Below are 25,394 nucleotides of genomic sequence, written 5' to 3'. Positions count from 1 at the left end.
AAAATTATCCATTAACCTTTGCGGGAAAAAATAACATATGCTCTGGCTTCACAATGGTGGCCAAATGTTCCAGTACAGTACTTATTTTTTCAGGAGAATCAAAGAACTCCACAATTAACGGTAAAGAAAAAGAAAGATCCAACAGTGAAGCCGTATGAGTTCCCGTTTCACCACAACCACTAATTGCTCTAAAAATACTCAACCCGCAAATCTTTATTTCTTTTCGCAGATAATTAAGAACAGTTGTCAACGTCTCATCACCTTCTACCATATAAATTCGCACAACCGTTACATCAACCATTTTCATCACAGCTCCAGTCAGTTAATTTCATTTCCATCGAGATAAGCTATCAGAAATAGAGTAATCTTTTTCAATAGAAATGAACACCTCTTAGCTTCTGACAATGGTTATAGTATGGGAACCAGGCTGGGTTCAAGACTTTCGTAATTTAATAATTCCTCTATAAAGGCCATATTTCCTTCTTTTTTTATAATGTCCCAAACATGGAATGATTCAGAGGTATTAAGTTCATTTTTTATCAATGTCTCTATTTCATTAATACGCTCTTGAGCTTCATAGGCATACTTCATAATTGCCATGGGGAAAAGACGATTTTTTACTATATCAGTTTCTGACTTATATTTGTTAAGTAACTTACTGAGTGAATCCAATTGAGGGTAATTTTCCTCAAGGTAGCGAAACAATGCCAGGCGACAGGTTGTAAATACAAAGAAGGCTTCTGTTCTTTGAAATTCTCCCGGTAAACGAAGCTGTCTTCTTACATTATTCACGAAAGGATAACTCATTGGTAATCTTTCAGGGTTCAGCAGCACAGAGACTGTTAACTCTTGTCGCGCGAATTTTTTATGTAGAAGTTTTACGGTTTCCATTAGTAGAGGTGAGCCCTCCTTTTGCCAAATTTCCGTCAGTTTTGGTATAAGAGTATGATTTAAATTCTCTATCATTGAGGGTGTAATAGGACTTTTACTCTCTTTATCCAAATCTTTCGCATGTTCAAAAAAAAGGGTGGGTATATTTTCCGACAAGACAATAGAAGATTGCGAGCCAGTTACCGTCTTGGACGTTTGGAATGTGAGTAACTCTTGGATATATTTTTGACAAATTTTGTCCTCTTTAATCACCAAAGCCCAGGTACGTTGCATATTGGCATCGTCGATTGAATTCACAAGTAACTCAATCATCTCACTGCCATAGGTTAACTGATAAACGGAGTGCATTAGGGCAACAAGCGCAAGATTTTCTTTAACCGTATCAGCTTCCTCTTTAAATATATTTACTAAAGAATTTTGTTGGGTTATTTCGTTAAAATATTCATCCAGGTAATGGATAAGTAATACTCGGTAAATCTCATAGACAAACAAATCCATCGACTTTTGATTTTTTTCTTGCAAATAAAGGGAGACTGCTATGACAAAGGGTTGGCTCATAGAGTGTCTTTGCGGATTTAACGTCAAAGAGGCCGTCAGCTCATGACGAGAAAAATCCTTTCCCAGAAGTCTGATAGTATTTTTTAAGAGAGGCTCACCCTTGGTCTTCCACGCTTGTGCAAATTCAGGGAGTTTATCCATTAACCTTTTTTTCATGTCTTCAGCGACAGGAGGGTTACTTTCCCAATCAAGTACAATACCAGGTTCAAAAAACAGATTGGGAATGGTTATTTCTGTTGTCGTTTCATTGAAGAATTTTACTGAGTACATATTATTTTCCTTAATTACCTCTTGTTTCCAAGGGGTTCCTTTTTAATTTCAGCCAGTGTAATAAAGATCAATTAGGGTGGATATGGGTAAAATTACCTATTCCACCACTACAACGGTGGTTAGTTAATAGGATAATTTTACTGCTATAACAGTAAAATATTTATATTTTATAAATCACGATGACGCCAGATGAGATTGCAGAATTAGTGCGCTACTGCCGTAAACGAAGTGGCTTAACCCAGAAAGAATTAGCACTCTACGCAGGTGTTGGGAAGACTGTAATTTATGATATTGAAAATAGATTAATCCGATTAGGTCTTATTTCTCATTCATAAATACCAGGTTTTTTTCTTAAGATTTTTAATTCACCTTGCTTGGTTTTTTTATCCAAAATTTTTTGCTTGACTCGTCTTGATCGCCTCTTTTTTTGGCGCTTTATTTTTTCTATTTCTTGTTGTTTTTTTGACTTTTCCTCACTAACTATTGCATGCAATTTTTCACAGAGTCTCATTCTTGCAAAATAGCGATTGTCTTCACGACTTCTTGAATCCTGACATTTTATTTCAATACCGGAAGGAATATGTTTTACATAAACCGTGGAAGCAGTTTTATGCAATTTCTGACCACCTTTACCACTACCCACGATAAATTTTTCAATCAGATCCGCTTCATTAATGCCAATTTTGCTCATCGATATTGCTAATTTATCCCATTTCTCTTTATTAATCATGTGCTGATCCTATAATCTTTACTAAAATCTAAAATATACAATTAATCAAAGGAATGATAATTATGTCAGCAGAACAATTAGCCCTTCTCGAAGCCTTTCAAAACCATGTTGATGCAGAGCTTCGAAAAGATTTGGATGCTACATTAGCGACAATGTCTGCAAATCCTCATCTTAACAATATTCCAACCACAATTGGGGGAATAGGTTTGGAGGGGGTTCGTAGCTTCTACAGTAAATTCCTTCTATCAGGAAAATTCTTCCCTCCCGATACTGAAATGGTCCCTATTTCACGAACCATTGATGAACATCAACTGGTGGATGAAATTATTTTTAAATGTACTCACACCACCGAAATTGGCTGGATGTTACCTGAAATTGCTCCAACAGGAAAACGGATTGAAATTCCTTTGGTTGTGATTGTAGGATTTTTTAATGGCAAAGTTAGCCACGAACACATCTATTGGGATCAGGCAAGTGTGCTTGTCCAGATAGGATTATTAAATCCATCAGGTTTACCTGTTAAGGGCAGAGAAGCAGCGGAAAAAATGGAGGTTATAAAACAAGAGATGCTCACTGCTAATAAATCCTAGCCTCTGTGATAAACATTCCGTTGTTTGTGACAAAGCAAGAAGCAAAGAAGCTAGTCTTTAAATCCTTGCTAAATAAGAGTTGCAATTCCTTAAAATCTGAAGAAATAATAAAGTTATTCCGAGTTCATTATTGCCAACGTATTTTCGTCGCACTTTGACAAGTTATGGGTAATATAACTCCATGCTCCTTACTTACACTTTCAAAAGAACTTGCCATGGATGAGAAAGAAAACGAAACACTACAAGACATTTTAGAAGGGATAACAGGGAACGTTCGCCCCCTTCTTCTGCCAATCGATAAACTTACAAAAAAAGCATCTCGATACCCAGAGCTAAGCAGCACGATTGAACTTCTAATGCAAGCAGAACAGCAAATACAGCAAGCTTTGCATACTAAAAAAAGTGGATTATTGGCGGCCCGCGACATTCCTCTTGGAGAAATTTTTTCATTACTAAAAGATTGTTACAGTGGCAAAATAAATGATCATTTGCAAAGTATTTTAGAGAATGCTGAAGTCGAATTAACAGTAAAAAAACGGGAGCCTGGTGATCCTCAAAGTCCAAAGCAATTAGAAATAAAGATAGAGCTTGCTGCGGCAGTCATTGATAAATATGCTGGTTTGTTAGCGATGGTTATTGGAAAAAAATCTAAAAGTAAAGAAGAACAAGCAATAATTAACAATGCATCCAAGACCATAGATACTTCGGCCAAAAAATTACGACGCCTCAACTTAATGCATGGTATCAACCAACTTGAACAAGAAATTTACCAGTGCATTGAAGAGCATAAGAATAGTCATTGTTTTCCCTTTTTTTGCACAGGTAAGACGATTAACCAATACAACTCATTAGCAGCCTTTATGAACAATCTTTTTTCTGATCCTTTATCAGCCCATGAGCTGGCCGGCGGCCTTTACGTTGCTCATTTAAAGGTAAAAAAACTGCCAGAAACTACTGTTCAACGCCGTTTAACGGCTGCTATCCATCAAGTACTCAAAAACAATGGTTATCCAGTTGAAGAAAAAGAGACTGAAAAATTTATCCAACTTTACCAGGCACGTATAGAACAATTAAATAGTATCTTATATGTGTAATGAGTTTGGTATTAATCATTTATTTATGATTATTCTCAACGTAGGAGAAGCCCAATAAATAGTTTGCTTTTCATTAAGATTTTTGTAAGGCAGTAACAATTTCTTTTTTCTTTTAAAGTGCCAAAACTCACCGCAATATCTTCCATCTCTTCGCGTTGAAATTGTAGTGATTACATGCCCATCTTGATCAGTAAATTGTTGACAATAACTCACATCACCTTCTGAAGGTATTTTAAAAGGTGAATTAACCAATGCTACTTCACCGTCTTTATCAAAAGAAAATACTATCCTATCAATAAAGGCATAAAGGTTATAACTAAAGCCATAAATGAATGCTGAGAATAAAAGTACAATAATGGTGGTTTTTATTTTTGGCAGTCTAACCTTCCTGGCAGTTAAAATTTTATAAAATAATAGCCATGCAATGATTAACCCTATTATGTAAATTAATTTTGTCATTTTTCTTACCTACGCATTAAGCTTGAGCCTGACAGTCTTCCGATAGGATATAAACTATCATTGTTTAACCCTAACCTGGTACTGTTTATTTGACATAAGTGAAAAAACTGAAAATTATTTGTAAATTTTAACCCATATCCGAGAGACATGACGCCTATCCAAAATATACTATGAACTTTCCCAATTAGTTGTATACTCAAATGCTAGAATCCATCAAATTAGCCTTAACGCAAGAACCTGTAATTGATTTAACCACAGCCAAACGCATTTCAGAAGGAGGAACCCATATCCTCTATCGATTCCCAGAGGCGCCTTTTGTTATCAAATTAATGAAAAAAAACCCTAAACCCGAAGAGCTTGAAGAGTTAGAACAAAAATATGCTGCTTTATACGATTGTTTTGATAAAAATGGAAAATCACGCTGTATTCGAGAACTGCATTTTACCCATCAAGTATTGCTTCCTGGCAAAGAGGCCTACGATGCAGCCCTCTCAATTGTCCCCTATGAAAAATGCTTCAACTCCAAGATAAAATTTGATTTTAAAATAGAACCCGCCGAATTAGACCCTTACGTAATAAAGCGCAATCGGGAGTTGTTCGATAAGTTTACTAAAGCTCTTATTGGTCAAAAAGATTCTGAACCTAATATAAATTGTGATGATTATGCCACTATTGATGTAAGGATTGGGGCAATTTTGCAACGTTTGCAAGATGACCCAGAGCTTGGCAATGTAATGGGTGAATTCCTAAATCACTATCGTGATTTTTACCAAAAAACTAACATTATCCTGGATGCTATGGGGTTTGAAAATATTTTGTTTTTTAAAGACGAAAAAAATGAGTGGCAATTTAAAATCGGCAGTGCCATCAAACATGATACCGGGCAATACACTCAGCAGTTATTTGATAGTTTACATACTGGCAAAGAAGTAGATTTAACTAATTTTGTCAACTTTACCCATCTCTATTATTCGCCAGCAAACATTAGGGCGGTTAATGCATGTGCAATGAAACTTGGTTTAGACGCTGTTATTAAGGATATAACAATCGATGCAAAGGATTTATTTGCAATATCCCAGCAATTACCACTTGCAGAACGAATGCTCTCCTATGCACGGCATGGTGATTTTCAAAAAGTGGATAAAATACTTCAGAAACATAAGGATGAGCTTCATTTTAACCTTAGAGACTGTTGGGCTTATCCACTAATAACAGATGAATATATCAAACAGGGACAACCGCCAGGAGCACTAAAAAATTATTTGGATATTGTGAGTCGTCTACCTGTTGTTTTGCCTGACAATAACGATGATGCAAGGAGCATACAAAATTGCAAACTAACCCTCATGGATCAAAAAAGGATACATGATAAAAAAGTAATGCCTCATAATGAATTTGCAACTGTTTCCTCTCGTTCTAAGTTTGATTTTTGGTCATCGTCAACATCAATGAAGCAACAATCTCTACAAGAAGAGACTACATGTAACAATGAGGAACAACGACAAGAAGAGGGAACCTCAATGCCTACTGCATTTTTAACTACTCCTAAACTACCATGGGAACTATAATTGTTCATTTTAGGAAAGGATCCTGCCTCACAGAAAAGAGCTACAAGTAATACTGTTGGAATTCTCATCATGCCCAAGTAATTCAACTTGAGAGTCAGTCATCGATTACAAACAAAACCCAAACAGGGCATTATTACAAAAAACGGACGACGCTGAATCTCTTTAAGTCACGGCTTTAAGGTCACTTTTCAATTGTCATTGACACTGAATTTGAGCCAGTATGTGCTATAGAAAATCAATGTGATACAATATCTAACTACACATGTTGTGATGAGCTCCGTATGCTTGAAAGTCTCTTCAAACATGGTTTTTATAAACATATTACAGAATTGAAATTATTGGAGGACTACTTAAGTGGTTGCATCATCAGGTAACAAGGAACTTCTTGAAGAAGTGAATAAAATTTTAAGCGATACAAGTGAATCAGTTCCCGAGCGTTTACTTTCCTTACCCCAAAATCTTGGTCGGGGAAGTACACTTTGCTATAATAGCCTCACTAAAAGACTGTATGTATCAGGATATTCGGGACTAAACTCTCAAGTTATATCATCCATAGAAGAATTATTTAAAGATATGGATATATCTATTCCAAGATTTGGCACGATATCAACTCAAAGCGAGATGTCATTTGGAAGCAATACGGAAGAAGTCTTGAAAGCTATAGACATAATACTGACTACAATACCCAATCCATTAATCCCTAATTTAGAAACAAAAAATTATCAGCTTGGTTATAATAGACTAATTAAAATACAGCTGTTACTAGGTGGAGAACCTAAAGTAAAACCAGTATACATAGAAGAGAAAACCTCAAAATCCTCGCTATCAAAACATTCCATTTTTGCTAACGAAGATACTATAGAGCCTACAAAAAGCCGTGATAAAGCTTCTCATTGTAATATAATTTGACGCTAGTGGGGATGTAGACTTTCATATCGGTTATACCTCTGAGAGTCTACTCCTTAACCAACATTGGCTGCACCAAATAGCAGCAAGCAGATAAGGGATAGCGCCTGCCACCCACATGATTAAACCAGCCAATTGTTGGTTTTGAAGCGAAGCGTCCTTTCCATATAAAGAAGTATGGGCAAAAGTAAATAAGGCCCCTAAAAAACCAGTGTGCATTAACGTAAACAGCAAGGCTAGCAGAGCCCTTCCTACTGTCACCCTGGTACAACGAAGGACAGACCACCAAAATAAGCCTGCAGTGACAATAAAACAAGTATGCTCAATGATATGCCACCATGAGTTATTTAAGGCCATTAAATAGAGCTTTGGGGCATGCCAAAACCAAATGACGACACCATGTATTAGCGCAGCCAGCATGGGATATCGCACAATGGCAAACAAAGGAAAAAGCATTTTTATGACAAAATGGCCTATGGCCTGGGAAAATTGAGGCAAAGGTTGGGCCAGAACCCACAATGGTGCGATTATTGTCATCATGAGCATATGTTGTGTCATATGTGCTGCGGCATTGGTTTCGGCCCATTCATCCAAAGGACCAAAAATTGTCATCCCCACGATAAAAATGGTCAATTGAAAAAGAAACCATCGCTTAAAACCTGGCCAAACTCTAAAGCATCCTGTGCCATAAAGCATCCAAATTAAAAATAGAAGAAATGCGCTTAAAATAATAGGCCATTGTGATTGCTTACTGAGGGAAACAAAAGGATCATGGGCCAATGCCATTGATGAAACAAGCATCATTAATGGAAAAACTATCCTGTGTTTCATTTTTATCCCTTTTGAAGTTTGTCGCTATAAACAAGGAGGAAAAAACAATACCATCACACCTATACTAAAAGTAGCAATGACCGCAGTGACATACCCCCCAAAACTAATCCACAAAACAAAAGCAGTAACGGTAGAGCATTTATCAGCAAGAGACTTATGCGTCTTCCAACAGTGGTAAGTAAGATACACTAAAATGATAAGAGTAACCCAGGTACAACAAAAAAGAATTATATTAATCCCGCTTCGAGTAATCCCTGAAAATACCACTGAGCAACCAATAGACAAGAAGCTATACATTAAAATAAACCATATACTCCAGATAACTAATCCAAGGATCATCTGTATAGGATGTGAAAATTTCATCATGCCCCCAAAGCGAGAGGAAATAAAACCACAGAGACAAATATCACCCAGAATGTAACTAGGGTATACATCCACCATTGTTCCACTACGATAGGTTCATAAAGTGCTTCTTCCCCAATGTAACCACAAGCGACACGCATCGCTAATACGATGGTCATAATTACTGATAAAGCGCTATGAATGATTTGGTATAAAAACAGGAGAGTTAACACAGCATCATGAGAGGTTTGGGTTGGATGAATGTTGGAAAATAATAAGACCCACAGCGTTATTCCTGTCTGCAGTAGTCCAAGCAAGCTGATGCCCCAGAAATTAGCTTGTAGAAATTTAATTTTATAACGACGTACGCGTTGAGTCACACGATAAAACCAAATTGTTGCCCATGTTAGAATTAAGCCACCGAAGAAGAATAATGAACTAGAAAATTGAACTGTTTTAGGGGCTTGCCATTGTGGTGCCACAGTCCATAAGTAATACCACCCAAATAAAAGCGACATAAATAAAGCAGCATTGGCGAGTAAGCTAATCCCCATACCCCACAAACCAGGGCCGTCAAAAGTTCGCGAATGCAAAGGAGGATCCCCTGGCATCACTTTGGCATCTGGTGCAGCTTTAGGATGCGCGCCATTTTCCCAAGCCCAGCGCAATAAAATAGCCAGTAAAACTAATAGCGAAATTCCAGAAAAAGCATAGGTCTTTATAAGCAAAGTTATACAAATAATTGCCAATAGAACGGAGGCAATAAAAGGAAGCCAAGTGTTTCCTGGAAGGTGAATTACTTCCCTTACCCTGCCTGTTAAAGGCTCAATCCCCAACGTTTCTCTTCGTCCATGAGTAGCCACAGATAAAGCATATTTTCCTTCAGCGATATTTCGTGGTAAGTCAGGATCATCCCATAGAGGATGCCTGCTCGAACATTCAGGTAAACTGATAAAGTTATAAGGGGTGGGAGGCATGTCTGTAGCCCATTCCAACGTGTCAGCCTGCCAGGGATTACTAGGAGAGGGGCGCCCAAAGCGAAAATGAATAATAATATCCAATAACACCATGGCAATACCCGCCGCAAAGAGAAATGAACCTACGGAGGAAATTAAATTCAACAAGTTCCAGCCTAAACCCGCCTCATAAGTGTAGATACGCCTGGGCATACCAAGCAAACCAGTCCAATGCATGCCTAAAAAAGTAATATTAAATCCTGCGAAGGTTAACCAAAACCCCCATTTTGCCAGGCGTTCGGAAGGCATGCGACCTGAAAAATGGGGCATCCAATAATAAAGACCAGCAACCAGCGGAAAAAACATACTTCCAATAACAACATAATGTAAATGGGCGACTACAAAATGCGTATCATGAACCTGCCAATCGAAAGGGACTAAGGCCAGCATGACCCCAGTTAAACCACCAATAACAAAAGTTACTAAGAAGCCTCCTATCCAGAGCATGGGGATGTGAAAAACAGGGCGTCCAAGCAATAACGTTGCCAGCCAAGCAAATAATTGTATCCCCGTAGGGATTGCAACAAGCATACTGGCCATTGAAAAAAAAGCTTGCGCCAACTTGGGTATTCCTACAGTAAACATGTGATGAACCCATACACCAAAGCTAATAAAGCCCATCATAATTATTGCAAGAACAATCCATCGGTAACCTATCATCGCACGCCGGGCAAACACAGGGATAAGGGTGGAAACGATACCGACTGCAGGAAGAAAAATAATGTAAACTTCGGGGTGGCCAAACAGCCAAAATAAATGTTGCCAGAGAACGGGATCACCCCCACGATGAACATCAAAAAATGGAAACCCTAAAGCCCTTTCCACTTCAAGCAGTATACTTCCCAGAATTAAAGGCGGAAATCCAAATACAATCATTAATGCCATCACTAGAATATACCAACAATAAAGGGGCATTTGATTCAATGCCATATTTGCCGTGCGGGTTCTAATAATAGAAACTACGAGTTCAATCCCTGTAACCATTGCGGAAATTTCCACAAAGGTAACCCCTAAAAGCCAGAAATCAGCATTTTTACCCGGGGAATACAAGGAACCAGTTAGGGGTGGATACATGAACCATCCAGTATCTGGTGCAATCTCTAAGAGAAGGCTACTGATTAAAATAAGTCCACCAAACAAAAAACAAAAATACCCAAGCGCGCTTACACGGGGAAACACAAGATCCCTCGCCCCCAGCATTTTGGGTACCAAATAAATCGCCAATCCTTCCATCATAGGGACAGCGAACAAAAACATCATAATTGTACCGTGCATGGTGAACAATTGATTATAAATTTCCGGTGCAACAATGTGCTGTTCAGGCAAGGCAAGCTGTGTACGTATTATCATTGCCAACAATCCGCCTATGATAAAAAAAACACCCGCTGTTATCATAAAGCGAATGCCTATAGTAGTGTGGTTAACAATCGTTAAGGCCCGCCATCCAGGAGGATTACCCCAGACTGCGTTTAGACTTTCGTGTTTATCATTTTTATTCTTCATCGTAGTAGTTTTCACATCGTTAATCGTTTATAGGGTCCTTTTGCCAGGGGAGTAGAGTTAGTTTGTTGCTTTTTTTGCTCTTCTTGAAGCCAGTCTTTAAATTGTTCAGGCGCATAAACGTTAATGGTTAATATCATTTGTGAATGCCATTTACCGCAAAATTCTGCACACTGACCCCGCATAGATCCGGTTTTCATTGGTTTAAGACGTAGGATATTGACATACCCTGGAATCGCATCAATTTTGCCATTCAAACGAGGAACCCAGAATGAGTGAATGACATCCTGACTAGTGACATAAACATCAACCGGTTGTCCAGTGGGCAAGAACAACTCATTCGTTAATGTAATACCTGTATCAGGGTAATGAATCTTCCAATACCACTGGTGTCCGGTTACCTCTACTCTAAGCGTGTGTTGTTCTGGATGTGGCAGTATGCGATTACCCATTGGAATTGCAAAAAATAAAATAATTACAATGGTAATGGAGGGCAATAAAATCCCACCTCCAATGATTAAAGATAAACCTAGTTGTTTTGCATACTGGTCAGGAACCCGCTTTTCGCGCCGCCTTAAGGCATAAAACCACAAGAATAAAATAGCAATAAAAACAAGGCTAAAGAATAAAAACATTCCCCACCATAACTTTGAAATGGACAAAGCCGCTTCACTGGCGGGATCCATGATAGACTGGGAACCTGAGCATCCATTGAATAAAAAACAGGTGATTATTAAAGAAAGCATTGTTAAGCTTTTAACTATGCATTTCTGTATATATAAGTATTCATGGCTATTACAAAGATTCGAGAACCTATAATTAGTCGCATGTCTATTGCTGGGCATCCGATACATCCTATGTTAATCCATTTTCCAGTTGCTGCCTTATTGGGATTGATAGCGACAGACAGTGCTTATATTTACACCCAAGATTTTTTCTGGGCGCGGGCAGGCTATTGGTTGTTGCTCACTGGTGTTATTGGAGGAGCGATTTCCAGTTTGATAGGCCTTATTGATTTGCTGACGGTTTCTCGGATTCGCCGTTTGGTTACCGCCTGGTGTCATGCCATTTTTGCAGTGACCATGCTTTCTGTCGCCTCCCTTAATTATTTGTTGCGTATACCCGACCCAGCTGCGTCTATCTTTCCCGCAGGTATTTATCTTTCGTTGCTGACGGCATTTTTGATTTTTCTTACCAGTATAATGGGGGGACAACTGGTTTATGAATATGGTGTAGGGGTAGAAATATCGCAATGAGGGATTATACAGAGCATTTTTCATACGAGTTTTCCTATGGAAGGTTTAGCCAGAACAACCCAGAAAATAGCAATCATTAACAAAACAGAAATAGTGCCGGAGAGAATTCCAAAAAACTTCAGCTTTTTGGGTGACACTGTTTTAAGGTTTAAAATCATCCAACCTGTTAAAGCATGACAAATGACTAGACCTGTCACTAATGTGAGCTTAACAATTAACCATATTTCGGTAATCTTCATTGTCACAAATAACAGTGTTCCCGATAGTATGGCTACTAATGCTGCTGGCGTAAGAACCAATGTAAAAAGAAAATGGGGTATATTTATATTTTCAGACACTATCTCACGCTTGTAGAAAGAAGTATCCACTATCAAAACCGATAAATAAAGCAATGTACTACACCAACACAACATTGCTGATATATGGAGTAGTAACAACCAACTCATAGGGACATCCTTCTCATTCCTTATATCTATTACCCTATCCCAATAAACTATTTTGAATAGGTCTCTAGAGGATAGCATGCTCATTTCAATAAATTTATAGTATCAGTAACTTTCTTTAAAATCGAACAGGTAAAGTTATCCGTGTTTTTGCCCTATAGATAATACTGTTCTATAGTTTTTATAAGAGCCGATCTATGAATATTACAAATTGCCGTTGCGAAATTTTCGTTAACTATCAGAAAGGATAGTCTGATCATGCCATACGATAAAGTTAGTGACTTACCAGACAATGTAAAAGATAACCTACCTAAACATGCGCAAGAAATTTATAAAGAGGCTTTCAACAGTGCTTGGAAGCAGTATGATGAGCCCGATGAAAGACAAGCAGGACGAAGTAGAGAGGAGACCTCTCACGCAGTAGCCTGGAGCGCCGTTAAAAATGAATATAAAAAAAATGATGATGGAACATGGGTAAAAAAAGACAATTAATAGTACTACTGCATTAAATTAACAACAACTCTATAACTATTTTTTGTATTTTTTGTGGTTTGCTAAGAATATGAATGAAGATGCTATTTTTCAGGGATAGTCAGATGACATTACTTAATATATTGATTGCTAGTGATTTCTCAAAACATGCCGACTGGGCTTTACAACGAACAATTAGTTTAGCAAAGATAAATCAAGCTACAATTCACTTTCTCCATATTTTAACACCCCCATTAGGTAGTATCGCACAATCTTCAGAGATGGAACTACAATTAAACCATTTTTCCGAAAAGAAAGAAATTGAAGAAAAAATTTTAAAACAGTTAAAAAATAACCATCATAAACTATCTGTCGGCGTTTCTGTGGTATTGGGTAGGGCTGCTGATGAGGTTGTAAGATATGCCGATGAAAAATCTTGTGACTTAATTATTGTTGGTGCGCATGGCAATTACTACATAAATGATTACGTTTTAGGTACGACTTCTGGCTCAATCATAAGACAAAGTTGTGTTCCCGTATTATTAATAAAAAAAGAACCTCATTTTGCTTATGAACGGATACTAATAGCAACGGATCTTTCAAACGCAAGCAAAGAGACAGTACGGTTTACTTTTAATTGTTTTCCTGAAGCCAATTTTCAGTTGTTACACATCGTTGATATTTATTATCGACAATTCTTGAATCCAACTGACTTTGATGAAAAATTTCTAGATACCCAACATCCAAAAATAAAGACTATTTTTGAAAAACTGGATGACTTTCTCGACCAGTGTCAGGTTGATAAACGCAAGTTTGAGAAAAAAATTATTGGCGATTATTATGCTGATGCTATTGTTAAACAAGCCTCCAAATGGAAAGCTGATTTGTTGGCCTTTGGTACACAGGGTAAATCGAAACTGCATTATTTACTAATAGGAAGTGTTGCTAAACGAATTCTCCATCTTAGTTCTGTGGACATGCTTGCAATTCCTCCAAAGTTTAATCTTCATAATCGTTAAAAAAAATTCAACTTGTCGGTTTTTATTGAATCGCTTCCTGATGTATCCAGGATTATTTCAACCGCTCTAGTCGCCGCATCATAAAATGGCTGCAAAACGATATCAACGCCTAGAGTTTTTAATACTTCTATTTCAGAAGTATGCTGGGTAGTTACTGCGATACGACTAGAAACTTTGGCTTGTTTTAATGTTTCGGTTAAAGTTATTCTTGGATCTTGATGGGTCACCCCAAGCAAATGTTGTGGAATCGTGCAAATAATCCATTTTACTTGATTTAAAGGCAACGAAGCGACAAACTCCATATCACAGGCATCACCATAGATTGCATGATATCCTTGTAGTTCCCATTCACTTACTTCATTAGGATTAAAATCAACTGTCAACACATTTAATTTTTTCTCAATTAATAATTTTGCGATCGCTTTACCAAAACGCCCTAAGCCAAAAATAATGATGTCATAGTTTTGCTTATTGATTGATGGATGCATCTCTACCTTTTCTCGATAGGGAATTTTACGTTCAAAAAAAGAAAGAGCGGGCTCCAACCAACGATAAAGAGTTTGTGAATACGTAATCATGTACACTGAAAGAGCAATGGTAATCAAACCAACAAGCGTGACTAGTCCTAAAGAATCCGTTGACACATGGTCTAATGTTACACCCATCGCCATAAATACTAAGGAGAACTCACTGATCTGAGCGACAGTTAATCCCGCTAAAAAGCCCGTGCGCTTGCGATAACCCATTGCGCCCATAATTGCTAATACGATCAGCGGGTTTCCAATGAGGACAAACAAAGAGAATATAATTGCCGGAGTTATCTGAGCCCCAAGTTGATTTAAACTCAACTGCGAGCCCAAGGCTATAAAGAAAAAAAGTAGTAAGAAGTCACGCACCGAAGAAAGTTTTGCGGCAATAGTGTCTCTTATTGGCGTTGACGCCAATGAGATACCTGCAATCAGCCCGCCCAATTCTTTGCTAAAGCCAAAATAATTACCTAAAGTAGCCATGAGTGCCGCAAAGGCTATGGCAAAAATAATCAATAATTCCGGCGAATGAGCTATACGATTAACTAAAGGATTGGCCAAATAACGGATAAACAGGCCTACAAAGGTTAAAAGCATTATACCGTATAAAAAGACCATCACAAGATGTGTTGAAAAGCCAACGCCGTTTTCTTGACTACCAATGCCAAAGGTAGACAGCGTTATCATGGCTAGAACAACGACCAGATCTTGAACTATGAGAAATCCTATCGCAATACGGCCATGAAGAGAGTCTACTTCACGTTTATCTGAAAGCAGCTTGACAATAATAATGGTACTGGAAAATGTAAGCGCAACAGACACATAGAGTGCAGCTACTGTATCCATGCCGAGGCCTTTTGCAATAAAAAAACCAAGCAGGGAAGTAAACAGAACTTGCCCTAGACCTGTAGCCAAAGAGACTAATCCTAATGTTTTTATTAAATGGAGATCCAACTTTAGGCCAACAAGAAAAAGTAATACCGCAATTCCTAATTCAGCCAATAATTCAATGTGTTCATGAGACTGCACAATCCCTAAAAAGGCAGGACCTGCAAGGATGCCTACTACAATAAATCCCACAATCATGGGTTGTCGAAGCAGTAAACAAACAAAGCCTACAATGGTAGCCATCATAAGAAGCGAAGTCAGCTCATAAAATGGGAAAGCATGTAGTAATGACCAATCCATCATAAGACTCTATCATCATAGTGAGTACGTTCCGCTGTACGAATAAGGCTCATCGCACTTACCCTTAAGCGGAGTTGTTTTTCAATTTCAATCACAGCAAAAAATACAGCTCCGGTTCCCACAATAAGCACCCCATCCCAAAAGGAGATGCTTTCAGTAACAAAAAGTGTTTGCAAAGGAGGTAAATAGGTAATTGCGAACTGTGCTACAGTGATTACGATAATTGCTACCCAAACTACTTTGGTTCCTTGGACTGCTTGCCATGTAAGTGACGTCCAATACATATTGCGAATATAAAACAGATGAAAAATTTCAAGAACAACCAAGGTATTCAATGCGATTGTTCGTGCCAGTTCAAGCGAGTAACCACGCTCCAGTGCATAAAAATAGAGACCAAAGACCCCACAGATAAAGAGAATGGAAACTAAAATAATATGCCACACTAAACTACCTGTTAACAATGGTTCGTCTCGAGGACGCGGTGGACGATGCATGGTGCCTTCTTCTGTAGGTTCAAAAGCCAGGGCAATCCCTAAAGTGACCGCGGTAATTAAATTAACCCATAGAATCTGAATTGGTGTGACCGGTAAACTGAGTCCTAACAGCAATGCTAAAACAATGGTCATCGCTTCTCCCGCATTCGTAGGTAAAGTCCAGCCGATTACCTTTTTAAGGTTATCATAAACCGTACGGCCTTCCCGAACAGCTGCCACAATAGAAGCAAAATTATCATCCAACAGTACAAATTCCGCTGCTTCTTTAGCAACTTCACTGCCATTTTTCCCCATAGCAATTCCTGCATCCGCCCGTTTTAATGCAGGAGCATCGTTTACTCCATCACCAGTCATGGCCACAGTCATACCATGCGATTGTAATGCCATGACAAGCCTTAGCTTATGCTCTGGGCTGGTGCGGGCAAAAATATTTGTTTCCAATGCCGCATTTCTGAGTATGGCATCATCCATGTTATCCAAATCACTACCGGTCAATACTTTATCCACATTTTTAAGGCCTATCTGACGACCAATGGCAATTGCTGTACTGGCATGATCACCAGTAATCATTTTAACCTCAATACCTGCGGTGTGACATTGTGCAACCGCCCCTATAGCCTCAGATCTTGGGGGATCAATTAACCCCACCATCCCAAGGAGAGTCAAACTGTCCTCAACATCGGTGAATTCCAAAACAGTATGTTCTGGTAGTATTTTTTTTACTGCAAAAGCTAATACTCGCTGCCCTTTTGCTGCTACTTGCTCCATTTGCTCCTTCCAATAAAGCACATTTAAAGGTTGTACTTCATTCCCATGGGTTTGTTGATTTTGACACATTTTTAAAATTTGCTCAGGAGCACCTTTAACAAAGATCATCGCATGCTTGGAATGGTCATGATTTAGAGTAGCCATGAAACGATGTCGAGCATCAAAAGGAATCATATCGGTACGTACCCAGGAAACTTTTTCTTCTTGTAAAAGAAGCCCTACTTTACCAGCAAATGCCAGTAAGGCACCTTCCATAGGATCACCATCTACAGTCCAGCTAGCTTCTTGTTCATGAAGTGAGGCGTCATTACAAAGCAGTGCAGCACGTGCTAGTTCCTTAAGTAAAGGATATTCATTGCTATCAATAGCTTGTTCGTTTAAAAAAATCGTTCCTTTAGGTTCATAACCAATGCCATCCAAAATAAATAGGTGATTATAGGTTAAAACAGAAGATACTATCATTTCGTTAAGCGTCAGGGTTCCGGTTTTATCGGTACAAATAACCGATACTGAGCCCAATGTTTCAATCGCGGGGAGACGTCGTACAATTGTATGTCGTCGTGCCATAGCCTGCACACCAATTGCTAACGTGATTGAAAGGACTGCGGGTAGGCCTGCAGGGATTGCGGCAACGGATAAACCAACCACTACCATAAATAATTCATCAAAGGGGTGATGCTGGACAAAATAACCATAAACAAGAAGAAGTGCGGCAATTAGTAAAATGAACAAACTAAGCCATTTTGCAAACAGTTCCATTTGTGTGACCAGTGGAGTGGTTAAGGACTTTACCTTTGACAATAGCCCACTAATATGTCCAATTTGGGTGGATGATCCTGTAGCGACAACAACACCTTTACCCTGACCATTGGTTACCAAGGTTCCACTAAAGGCTATGCAGCTCCGATCACCTAATACGGTATCACTAGGGACAGGATGAATAGCTTTTTCAATAGGAATGGATTCGCCCGTTAAGATGGCCTCCTGAATAGTGAGTCCATGAGATTTTACTAAACGTAAATCGGCAGGTACCTTATTCCCTGCTTCTAAAATGACAATATCACCTGGTACAAGTTCCTCACCGGCAACACGACGTCGTTGTCCATCCCGCACTACTGTGGCAGTAGGAGATAACATCTTCCGAATCGCATCCAGTGCTTTTTCAGCTTTTCCTTCCTGGATAAATCCTATCAGGGCATTAATAAAAACAACTGCCAAAATAACGGCAGTATCTATCCAATGCTGTAACAGTAAAGTAATTAGAGCTGCTATTAATAACACATAGATGAGAATATTATCAAACTGCAGTAAGAAACGAAAAAAAATACTTTTCTTTTTAGGCTCTTGCAAACGATTGAGTCCATAATGTTCCAATCTGTTAAGAAACTCATCCTCACTTAGACCGGATTCTGTGGTATTTAAACTCACCAAAACTGTTTCTACTGATTGCTCATGCCAATAAGGTTCTGCTGTTCGGTTATTTTGGAGTTTCTCCATGTTTTTTCCTGATTAATACGCGTTTACTGGAGATACAAAACCTGGTGGTTTTAATGCCAGTAATGAACAATCAATTTTCTGTAAAATGTTTTCTGCTGTATTACCAATAATAAATCCAGCTATACCAGTACGTGCGACTGTTCCCATTACCAAAATATCGATATTTTTATGATCTATGGTCGTAGGGATAACATCTTCGGGCTGTCCTTTTAAATGCTCTATTTGGTATTCCCGAGGAATTTGAGACTGTTTAATCAGCTTCCTTAATAAGGTTTCATGAGACTGTTTTTCTTCCATGACCATTTTATCGATCTCAGCATTAGAAACTCTTAACCAAACCTTATCACGCAAGTAATTTTCCAATGCGAATTCCCAGCAGGAAACAATGTGTAGATTGCCCTGATAAAGGACATTTAATGAATGAGATACTTGCAATAGGCGAAGCGACAAATCGTGTGCGGCCGGCTCTTCATCTTTTGGATCAATAGCCACTGCAACTCGAATATCTTGGAGGCTATTCTTAAGGGGACGATGTAAAAACAAAGCACAAGGGCATTTGCGCAATAGCTCCATGTCCAGTGCTTTAAAGCCTTTCATACTCTCTGATGTTTCAGCTTCTTTAATAAGAAGATCATGGGAATTCTTAAGGACATGGCGGATAATCCTGACACCAGGTGTATCTCCACTATCCACTTCAACATGAATAGGGACATCCTTTTTAGAAAAACCAAGATTTGACTTTGCCAGTTGGATAAATTTATTTATCTTGTCAATCAAAGATTGTTCATAAATGGTTTTATATTCGCTAAGAGTGTCAGGGAAAGGAGGACAAGAAATTAAAATGTGAAATTGCGCCTGGTTTTCATGAGCTAATTTTATAGCCAGCTGTAAAGCTTCTGTTTCCTCATTCACGCCATGGCTAACGAATAAAATATTATGAAATCGATGCATTACTTCTCCTCCTTGAAAGAAAAGGGCAATCTTAAACAGTGTTTGAATTGCAGTCGCCCCCTGCTTTTACGTTTTAAGTCCCCTTTCACACCCCAGATAGGCTTTATGATAGCTTGATGCAGGTGAGAAATCCTAAAGACAAGCTTCTACAATCTCCTATGAAAGGCTAAATGTCCGTCGATATTGCTAAAATTATAGTATTTATAACATCTTCACGCATTTTACAAATCAATAAAGCTGCCGGATAGCTCAGTCACCCCTTGAACTGATTAAACTGGTTAGGAAACAATGCCCCATAAGCGCTAATAGTAGCAATCACCAATAATTTTCGATCACAACAGTTTATCCTTTAGCTCATCAATAATTGTTGATTTGGCGAGTTTAAGCCCCCGAAGATAGGAAGCTCTTGCCAATAAATGCGATGCAATAGGTGCAGTAATAAAAATAAAAAAAATGGTCAATATAGACTCAATAGTAACACTCCATCTTTGGAAATGAAAAATAACAGAAATTAATACCAATCCCGCACCCAAGGTGCCCGCTTTTGTTGCAGCATGCATTCGCATGAGAAGATCAGGCATGCGTAATAGGCCAATTGCAGCAATTAATATGAATATTGAGCCCATTAACATGCAAATGACACTAATCCACATACTCATTGCAATCCTCCTGATTTATTTTTAATTCTCTTTGTTGATTTCCATGCAATAAGATTGGCAAATGCAACTGTTGTAAGAAAAACAATTAAAGCCAGCGCAATAACCACATCAATATACACCGGTTGATTGGTAATAACACTGTAAACAGCAATGAATGAAATTAATAAATTAGCAGTCAGATCCAATGCAACAACGCGATCTGATAAAATAGGCCCAATGACCATACGGATAAAACAGAAAACAACAGACAGCATAATTAAAGCCAGGGAACAATAATAAAAAAAATCCAATAGATGAATGTTCATGCCAATATCCTTAACAAGGGTTTCTCAAAATTATTCTTTATTCTGCTTATTAATTTTTTTTTATCCTTAATAAACATCGCGTGAATATATAAATGACGTTTATCAGGTGAAATATCTAAAGCGAGTGTTCCTGGTGTAAGGGAAACAATGATGGAAAATAAAGTAATTTCAATATTGTTTCTACAACTGAGGGGGATTGCAATGACACCAGGCCTTGAATGCGAGTGAGGTGTAATCACATCATAAGCCACACGAAGGTTGGCGAGCAATATTTCCCGTATAAAAACCAATAAAAATCGAATAATAAGAAAAAGCTTCATCAATAGAATCTTCATCTCATTTTATCTCCTAAGACAGCATGAATGTAGTTTTCTGGATGAAACAATTGTTCAGCAGTTTTAAGCAAGATTTCAAAAAATACTTGTGGAAAAATGCCAATGAGGAAGGTAATAACTGCCAGGATAACAATAGGAGATAAATAAAAAACTAATTTGATATTGCTAATGGGAACCTCTGCAGCTGCTTCTTTATCAGGGATGTCTTTCCAAAATACCTGATTCCAAATTTTTGTCATAGAATACAAAGTCAATAAACTAGCGAACAATGAAATACCCGCAATGTAATAATGTTCAGTGATGAATGCTGATTTTACTAAGAGAAATTTTCCCCAAAAACCAGATAAAGGAGGAATACCAGCCAATGAAAAAGCTGAAATAAAGAAGCAAATCGCAACATAGGGATATTGTCGATAACAATTGCCTAGCCTCCGTATATCGGCTGATTGTCCCAACTTGCCGCAAATGCCCCCCACTAAAAAGAGATTTGTTTTTGCAACCATGTTATGTGCCATAAAAAAAATGGCACTTGCCAGCGCAAATGGCGTATAAATTGCCAATCCCATCACTGTATAACCGATTTGACTGATAATGTGAAACGATAAAAGGCGACGGAAATGATATTGTGATACCGCACCTAAAACACCTGTCAACATTGTAAATCCTGCTGAAAATAGTAATAACTTTAGAATCAAATGGCTATGAGGAAGAATTAATGTTGTTAATCGTATTAGTGCATATACGCCTACTTTTGTTAACATGCCAGCAAAGATAGCGGATGCTGTCACATTCGCTGTATGATATGAAGCAGGTAACCAAAAAAACAAAGGGAATAAGGCCGCTTTAATAGAATAGGCAATTGCCAACAATAGTACCACTGAGGTTACTGTTCCTGTTAAGGGATAGATTTTAAGTTTTACTGCTAAATCTGCCAAATTAAGGGTGCCAACCATTCCATAAAGTATGCCAATCGCTAATAACATTATGATGGTGGCAACAAGGTTCAGGCTAACATATTTCATCGTCCCATCTAATTGTATCTTACGGTTGTCTAAGGCTAATAAAACAAAAGAAGCAATCAAGATAACTTCAAACCAAACGTATAGATTAAATAAATCCCCTGTTGAAAAAGCACCGCATATACCCATTAGCAATATCCAGTAAACTGGGAAAAACCCTTTTTTTTGGTACTCCTGATGAATGTCATCCATCGCATAAATAGAGGTGCAAAGAGCAATGGTTCCAGTAATCAATAGCATGATGGCACTGAGTCTATCGATAACAAAACTAATTCCAAAAGGTGCTGGATAACCGCCTATTTGAACAACTACTATGTTGTCACGTTGTACAAAATAAAAAAGTATACTCGTACTAATTAGTAAAATAATGGCACCTATGAAATGTAAAATTTTTTGTAACTTTAAGTGATACCAAGTCAAGAAAGTTAGAATAGCAATAAAAAAACACACTAATAATGGTAGAAGAGAAAGCCATTTCATGCTTCTTTCTCCATTTCTTCGAGAGGATGGGTTTCAGGATAGCCCATTACATCACTATCAGTGGTAGAAAATGTACGCCACAGCTTTCTAACCAGAATAAGTGAAAATGCAAGCAAGCCAAAACCTATGACAATTGCAGTTAAAATAAGCGCTTGGGGTAATGGGTTCGCTAATGCTTCATTCGGGGCTGGATTCTCTTGTGAAATAAATGACGGCCGTGAGGAGTATAAACGTCCAGCAACAAAAATAACTAAATTAATGGTCGAACTTAAGATGACAATTCCAAATAACCAACGCATAATTTGTCGGCTTAATATGAGATAGATACTAATGCTAACCAGAATACCGATAAGCCAACAAATCATATCCGTCATATTGATTCCGCTGCTAAAGATTGGACGATAATCAATACACTGCTTAATACTATTAAATAAATACCTACATCAAATAAAATAGGGGAACCTAATTTAAAGGAATCTATCTCTATCCAAACTCCTGTCAAAAATACTTTCTTTTGTAAGACAGAAATCAACCCACTACAGAGAGAAAATAACAAACCGCATGAGAGTAATAATTTAAAATTTATTTTAACGAGTTTTCTTAGGGCGGTAGATCCATGAGCGAGTAGGTATAATGAAAATCCACTTGCGCTAAGGAGTCCCCCAATGAATCCACCCCCAGGCGAATTATGGCCTCGAAACAGTACCCAAACCGAAAAACATAGCGTAATCAATAGTAAAAAATTTGCGGCTGTCTTAAGAATAAGAGAATTCATCATTTTTTACTTTCCTTATGTATTTTTAACATCCCATAAATACCTATCGCAGCTACTGCGATAACGATAGTTTCTCCTAATGTATCTAACGCACGAAAATCTACTAGAATAACATTGACCACATTCCGTCCATATGCAAGCGGCATACTATTGTCTATAAAATAATTTCCAATGTCAGGATTAAAAGGTTGATGAGTTACTGTAAGAAGTAATAATGTGATTACAGCTCCTATGGTAATCGCGATAGCCATGTTAACCATTTGCCACTTTCTTTTTTCAGCTACTATTTTAGGCAAGGTGGGTTGTCGGTATAAATTAAGCACAACAATAATAACAATTAATGTTTCAACTAATACTTGTGTCATTGCCACATCAGGTGCTGCATTCACTAAAAACAATAATGCAATTCCTAGCCCAAACATACCTAAAAAAATTAACCCTCTTAAATAAGTTTTTACTAAAACGGTAAAAATAGCGGATGCACTTATCCAAAAAAATAGAAATAAATCGAGTATCGAAATTGAGGGAATAATAGGTTTAATTTGTATAGCTTGCTGGGTCACACTGGTCACAGCAAGACATAAAGCAATAGTAAAAAATACTATAAGAAGGTAAAACCGTTGTTTTCCTGATTGTAAAATTGCTGTTTGCCAATCAGCAATAACCAATATAATTTTAATCAGTTTCTGCCAGGCATAGGTTGGCCCATATTTAAAAAATAATTTGAATAAATTTAATAAGCCTTTGACCTGAACGCGTTTTAAATACAGTATAACAGCACCCAATAAGGTAATCAGGCTTAACGCAAGCGAAGGTGTGAATCCATGCCATAACGTTAATACTAACGTGACCGGATGACCTAGAATAGCACTTACCGCTGGAGCTAGTATGACGCGATCAATAGTAAACGGTACGATGCTAATCAATAATGTAAACAATGCAAGTAAAAAAGCATTCATAGACATTTTTTTATTCGCCTCTAACACATTTTTGGGTCTTTGTTTCCCAAAAAATGGTTTAATCACCAAAATAAATGCTAATGCCGCAACCATCATATTAGCGAAAACAACCATTGTTGTAAGAATGTAAGCTGCTATAGGTGCTGCTAAATTTGCCTCGTAAACCAACTCTTTTACATAAAAACCGAGTAAAGGAGGAAGTCCCGCCATTGAAGCACCTGCGACCAGTGTCGCCATAAACGTCATAGGCATGGCGCGGCGCAATCCATTAACTTTAGTAATCAAACGTGTTCCCGCTTGATGTTCAATATCACCTATCACCATAAATAATGTTGCTTTATAAAGCGCGTGGGAGATAAGGAAAGCAACAGCCGCTTTGATAACAACATCTTGATCCGAGCCTAATAAAAAAACCAGTGAGCCTAGTGCTGTGACTGTGGTATAAGCGAGCATAAGCTTCATATCAGTTTGTCTAAACGCAAGAAATACACCGACTATCATAGTAATTGCTCCAACTGTCGTCAGAGAAATAAACCAGAGATGGCTGCCGGCCATAATCGAATGAAACCGAGCTAAAAGATAAATCCCCACCTGCACCATTGTTGCCGAATGCAAATAAGCACTGATGGGTGTAGGGGCTTCCATTGCATTAGGTAGCCAAAAATGAAATGGAAACTGGGCTGATTTAGTGAATGCCCCTATTAAAATCAATACTAAAATAATGGTATACCAGGGATTTTCTGTGAATGCATGCCCCAGTTTTAAAAGTTCTGAAATAGAATAAGTTTGTGTCGCAATCCCTATAAATATAAACCCAACCAATAAAAACAAAGCACCTGCACTAGTAATTAGCAGTGCGTTTAATGCAGCTTCTCTTGCGGATTCTTTTTTATGATTGAATCCAATCAACAAATACGAACTGATGCTTGTAATTTCCCAACAGACAAAAAGGGTAACTAAATTATCAGACAAGACAATACCAAGCATTGCAGCCATAAATAAAAATAAATAGCAGAAGTATCGAGACAGATAAACATGTTTTTCTAGATAAGCGATACTGTAAATGACAATTAGTGTCCCTACGCCGGTAATTAGCAATGCAAACAACAAACCTAAACCATCCATATAAAGTGATAGGGATACTCCAATGTAGGGAAACCAATTTAAAGTTTGGCTAATTAGTCCACCATGCATTATTTGCGGAATACACTGAATAAAGTAAATAAATAAAAAAAATGGGATCCCTGGCAATAACCAAATCCATCGAGAGTAATAGAAACGATGTCCTAAGAGCATTAATAAAGCGATCAAAAACAATACTAAGATAATTTCAATCAACATTGATTGTTCCTTGTACAAATACTAGTGCCGGCAGTACAAACCATCGTTAGTTTGTTTCAGTGAGCATCCAATTAGCGATCTGTGGATAACAACTGATAATGAATTCTGCTATATCCTTACATCCCTAATAATGTCACGATTTTTTTCTTCTG

26 protein-coding genes are annotated in these 25,394 nt (G+C 37.9%); 8 read left to right on the top strand and 18 right to left on the bottom strand.

Annotated elements, in window-relative coordinates:
- Positions 1–4 precede the first annotated feature (4 nt).
- On the bottom strand, positions 5–307 hold the full coding sequence (locus tag Ljam_RS00200; protein ID WP_058448128.1) for a DUF190 domain-containing protein: 303 nt from the start codon (positions 305–307) through the stop codon (positions 5–7).
- A gap of 101 nt (positions 308–408) precedes the next feature.
- Positions 409–1,719, bottom strand: coding sequence for a hypothetical protein (locus Ljam_RS00195; RefSeq protein ID WP_058448127.1), 1,311 nt, complete (start codon positions 1,717–1,719; stop codon positions 409–411).
- A 179-nt stretch (positions 1,720–1,898) separates the two neighbouring features.
- Here Ljam_RS00195 and Ljam_RS15575 point away from each other — a divergent pair, with 179 nt between their 5' ends.
- Positions 1,899–2,054 carry a helix-turn-helix domain-containing protein gene (locus Ljam_RS15575; protein ID WP_082651537.1) on the top strand — a complete coding sequence of 52 codons (156 nt, stop codon included), beginning with the start codon at positions 1,899–1,901 and terminating at the stop codon, positions 2,052–2,054.
- Here the strand turns inward: Ljam_RS15575 and Ljam_RS00190 are convergent.
- A complete protein-coding gene (locus tag Ljam_RS00190; protein WP_058448126.1) occupies positions 2,045–2,449 on the bottom strand; it encodes a peptide chain release factor family protein in 405 nt (134 codons plus the stop codon). The two genes, Ljam_RS15575 and Ljam_RS00190, sit on opposite strands and share 10 nt — an antisense overlap.
- A gap of 62 nt (positions 2,450–2,511) precedes the next feature.
- Between Ljam_RS00190 and Ljam_RS00185 the strand changes: the two genes are divergently transcribed.
- The gene (locus Ljam_RS00185) at positions 2,512–3,039 is read left to right on the top strand and encodes an ester cyclase (protein ID WP_238583662.1); all 528 of its coding nucleotides are present in this window, start codon (positions 2,512–2,514) and stop codon (positions 3,037–3,039) included.
- 164 nt (positions 3,040–3,203) lie between these two features.
- Positions 3,204–4,133, top strand: a complete 930-nt coding sequence (locus Ljam_RS00180; RefSeq protein ID WP_131762283.1) for a hypothetical protein — start codon at positions 3,204–3,206, stop codon at positions 4,131–4,133.
- Between the two features lie 15 nt (positions 4,134–4,148).
- Here Ljam_RS00180 and Ljam_RS00175 read toward each other — a convergent pair whose 3' ends face one another.
- Positions 4,149–4,592: a hypothetical protein gene (locus Ljam_RS00175; RefSeq protein ID WP_058448123.1), complete on the bottom strand. Its 444-nt coding sequence runs from the start codon at positions 4,590–4,592 to the stop codon at positions 4,149–4,151.
- Positions 4,593–4,792: 200 nt separating this feature from the next.
- Between Ljam_RS00175 and Ljam_RS00170 the strand changes: the two genes are divergently transcribed.
- Together Ljam_RS00170 and Ljam_RS00165 are read left to right on the top strand one after the other, a co-directional pair.
- A complete protein-coding gene (locus Ljam_RS00170) occupies positions 4,793–6,160 on the top strand; it encodes a hypothetical protein (protein WP_058448122.1) in 1,368 nt (455 codons plus the stop codon).
- Between the two features lie 354 nt (positions 6,161–6,514).
- A complete protein-coding gene (locus tag Ljam_RS00165; protein WP_058448121.1) occupies positions 6,515–7,069 on the top strand; it encodes a hypothetical protein in 555 nt (184 codons plus the stop codon).
- A 30-nt stretch (positions 7,070–7,099) separates the two neighbouring features.
- Here the strand turns inward: Ljam_RS00165 and Ljam_RS00160 are convergent, their stop codons facing one another.
- The 3 genes from Ljam_RS00160 to coxB all read right to left on the bottom strand — a co-directional run bounded on the left by Ljam_RS00160 (position 7,100) and on the right by coxB (position 11,501).
- Positions 7,100–7,897 (bottom strand): cytochrome c oxidase assembly protein, encoded by a 798-nt coding sequence (locus Ljam_RS00160; protein ID WP_058448120.1) that lies wholly within the window; start codon positions 7,895–7,897, stop codon positions 7,100–7,102.
- Positions 7,898–8,259: 362 nt separating this feature from the next.
- Positions 8,260–10,758 (bottom strand): cytochrome c oxidase subunit I, encoded by a 2,499-nt coding sequence (gene ctaD / locus Ljam_RS00150; RefSeq protein ID WP_058448118.1) that lies wholly within the window; start codon positions 10,756–10,758, stop codon positions 8,260–8,262.
- A gap of 11 nt (positions 10,759–10,769) precedes the next feature.
- Positions 10,770–11,501: a cytochrome c oxidase subunit II gene (gene coxB / locus Ljam_RS00145; RefSeq protein ID WP_065235492.1), complete on the bottom strand. Its 732-nt coding sequence runs from the start codon at positions 11,499–11,501 to the stop codon at positions 10,770–10,772.
- Positions 11,502–11,543: 42 nt separating this feature from the next.
- Between coxB and Ljam_RS00140 the strand changes: the two genes are divergently transcribed.
- On the top strand, positions 11,544–12,011 hold the full coding sequence (locus Ljam_RS00140) for a DUF2231 domain-containing protein (protein WP_058448116.1): 468 nt from the start codon (positions 11,544–11,546) through the stop codon (positions 12,009–12,011).
- A 20-nt stretch (positions 12,012–12,031) separates the two neighbouring features.
- On the opposite strand, the gene Ljam_RS00135 is transcribed toward Ljam_RS00140, so the two are convergent.
- Positions 12,032–12,457, bottom strand: a complete 426-nt coding sequence (locus Ljam_RS00135) for a CopD family protein (RefSeq protein WP_065235499.1) — start codon at positions 12,455–12,457, stop codon at positions 12,032–12,034.
- 255 nt (positions 12,458–12,712) lie between these two features.
- Here Ljam_RS00135 and Ljam_RS00130 point away from each other — a divergent pair, with 255 nt between their 5' ends.
- Both Ljam_RS00130 and Ljam_RS00125 read left to right on the top strand, forming a co-directional pair.
- The gene (locus tag Ljam_RS00130) at positions 12,713–12,946 is read left to right on the top strand and encodes a ChaB family protein (protein ID WP_058448114.1); all 234 of its coding nucleotides are present in this window, start codon (positions 12,713–12,715) and stop codon (positions 12,944–12,946) included.
- 104 nt (positions 12,947–13,050) lie between these two features.
- The gene (locus tag Ljam_RS00125) at positions 13,051–13,944 is read left to right on the top strand and encodes a universal stress protein (protein ID WP_058448113.1); all 894 of its coding nucleotides are present in this window, start codon (positions 13,051–13,053) and stop codon (positions 13,942–13,944) included.
- Here the strand turns inward: Ljam_RS00125 and Ljam_RS00120 are convergent.
- The 10 genes from Ljam_RS00120 to Ljam_RS00075 form a co-directional block, all read right to left on the bottom strand.
- Positions 13,941–15,662 carry a cation:proton antiporter gene (locus Ljam_RS00120; protein WP_058448112.1) on the bottom strand — a complete coding sequence of 574 codons (1,722 nt, stop codon included), beginning with the start codon at positions 15,660–15,662 and terminating at the stop codon, positions 13,941–13,943. The genes Ljam_RS00125 and Ljam_RS00120 overlap by 4 nt on opposite strands.
- The gene (locus Ljam_RS00115) at positions 15,659–18,418 is read right to left on the bottom strand and encodes a cation-transporting P-type ATPase (RefSeq protein ID WP_058448111.1); all 2,760 of its coding nucleotides are present in this window, start codon (positions 18,416–18,418) and stop codon (positions 15,659–15,661) included. Before Ljam_RS00115 ends, Ljam_RS00120 begins: the two co-directional genes overlap by 4 nt.
- 12 nt (positions 18,419–18,430) lie before the next feature.
- Positions 18,431–19,369, bottom strand: a complete 939-nt coding sequence (locus tag Ljam_RS00110; RefSeq protein WP_058448110.1) for a universal stress protein — start codon at positions 19,367–19,369, stop codon at positions 18,431–18,433.
- 332 nt (positions 19,370–19,701) lie between these two features.
- Complete coding sequence (mnhG, locus tag Ljam_RS00105) at positions 19,702–20,028, bottom strand: monovalent cation/H(+) antiporter subunit G (RefSeq protein WP_058448109.1); 327 nt, start codon at positions 20,026–20,028, stop codon at positions 19,702–19,704.
- Positions 20,025–20,333: a monovalent cation/H+ antiporter complex subunit F gene (locus Ljam_RS00100; RefSeq protein ID WP_058448108.1), complete on the bottom strand. Its 309-nt coding sequence runs from the start codon at positions 20,331–20,333 to the stop codon at positions 20,025–20,027. Before Ljam_RS00100 ends, mnhG begins: the two co-directional genes overlap by 4 nt.
- A complete protein-coding gene (locus Ljam_RS00095) occupies positions 20,330–20,668 on the bottom strand; it encodes a Na+/H+ antiporter subunit E (RefSeq protein ID WP_058448107.1) in 339 nt (112 codons plus the stop codon). The genes Ljam_RS00100 and Ljam_RS00095 overlap by 4 nt, the downstream gene beginning before the upstream one ends.
- Positions 20,665–22,167, bottom strand: a complete 1,503-nt coding sequence (locus Ljam_RS00090; RefSeq protein WP_058448106.1) for a proton-conducting transporter transmembrane domain-containing protein — start codon at positions 22,165–22,167, stop codon at positions 20,665–20,667. Before Ljam_RS00090 ends, Ljam_RS00095 begins: the two co-directional genes overlap by 4 nt.
- A complete protein-coding gene (locus Ljam_RS00085) occupies positions 22,164–22,541 on the bottom strand; it encodes an NADH-quinone oxidoreductase subunit K (protein ID WP_058448105.1) in 378 nt (125 codons plus the stop codon). The genes Ljam_RS00090 and Ljam_RS00085 overlap by 4 nt, the downstream gene beginning before the upstream one ends.
- The gene (locus Ljam_RS00080) at positions 22,538–22,945 is read right to left on the bottom strand and encodes a Na+/H+ antiporter subunit B (protein ID WP_238583661.1); all 408 of its coding nucleotides are present in this window, start codon (positions 22,943–22,945) and stop codon (positions 22,538–22,540) included. Before Ljam_RS00080 ends, Ljam_RS00085 begins: the two co-directional genes overlap by 4 nt.
- A complete protein-coding gene (locus Ljam_RS00075; RefSeq protein ID WP_058448104.1) occupies positions 22,942–25,242 on the bottom strand; it encodes a putative monovalent cation/H+ antiporter subunit A in 2,301 nt (766 codons plus the stop codon). The genes Ljam_RS00080 and Ljam_RS00075 overlap by 4 nt, the downstream gene beginning before the upstream one ends.
- Between the last annotated feature and the right edge of the window lie 152 nt (positions 25,243–25,394).

It is taken from the genome of Legionella jamestowniensis (assembly GCF_001467745.1).
GTDB lineage: Bacteria > Pseudomonadota > Gammaproteobacteria > Legionellales > Legionellaceae > Tatlockia > Tatlockia jamestowniensis.
This window is presented reverse-complemented; position numbering and strand designations above follow the sequence as displayed.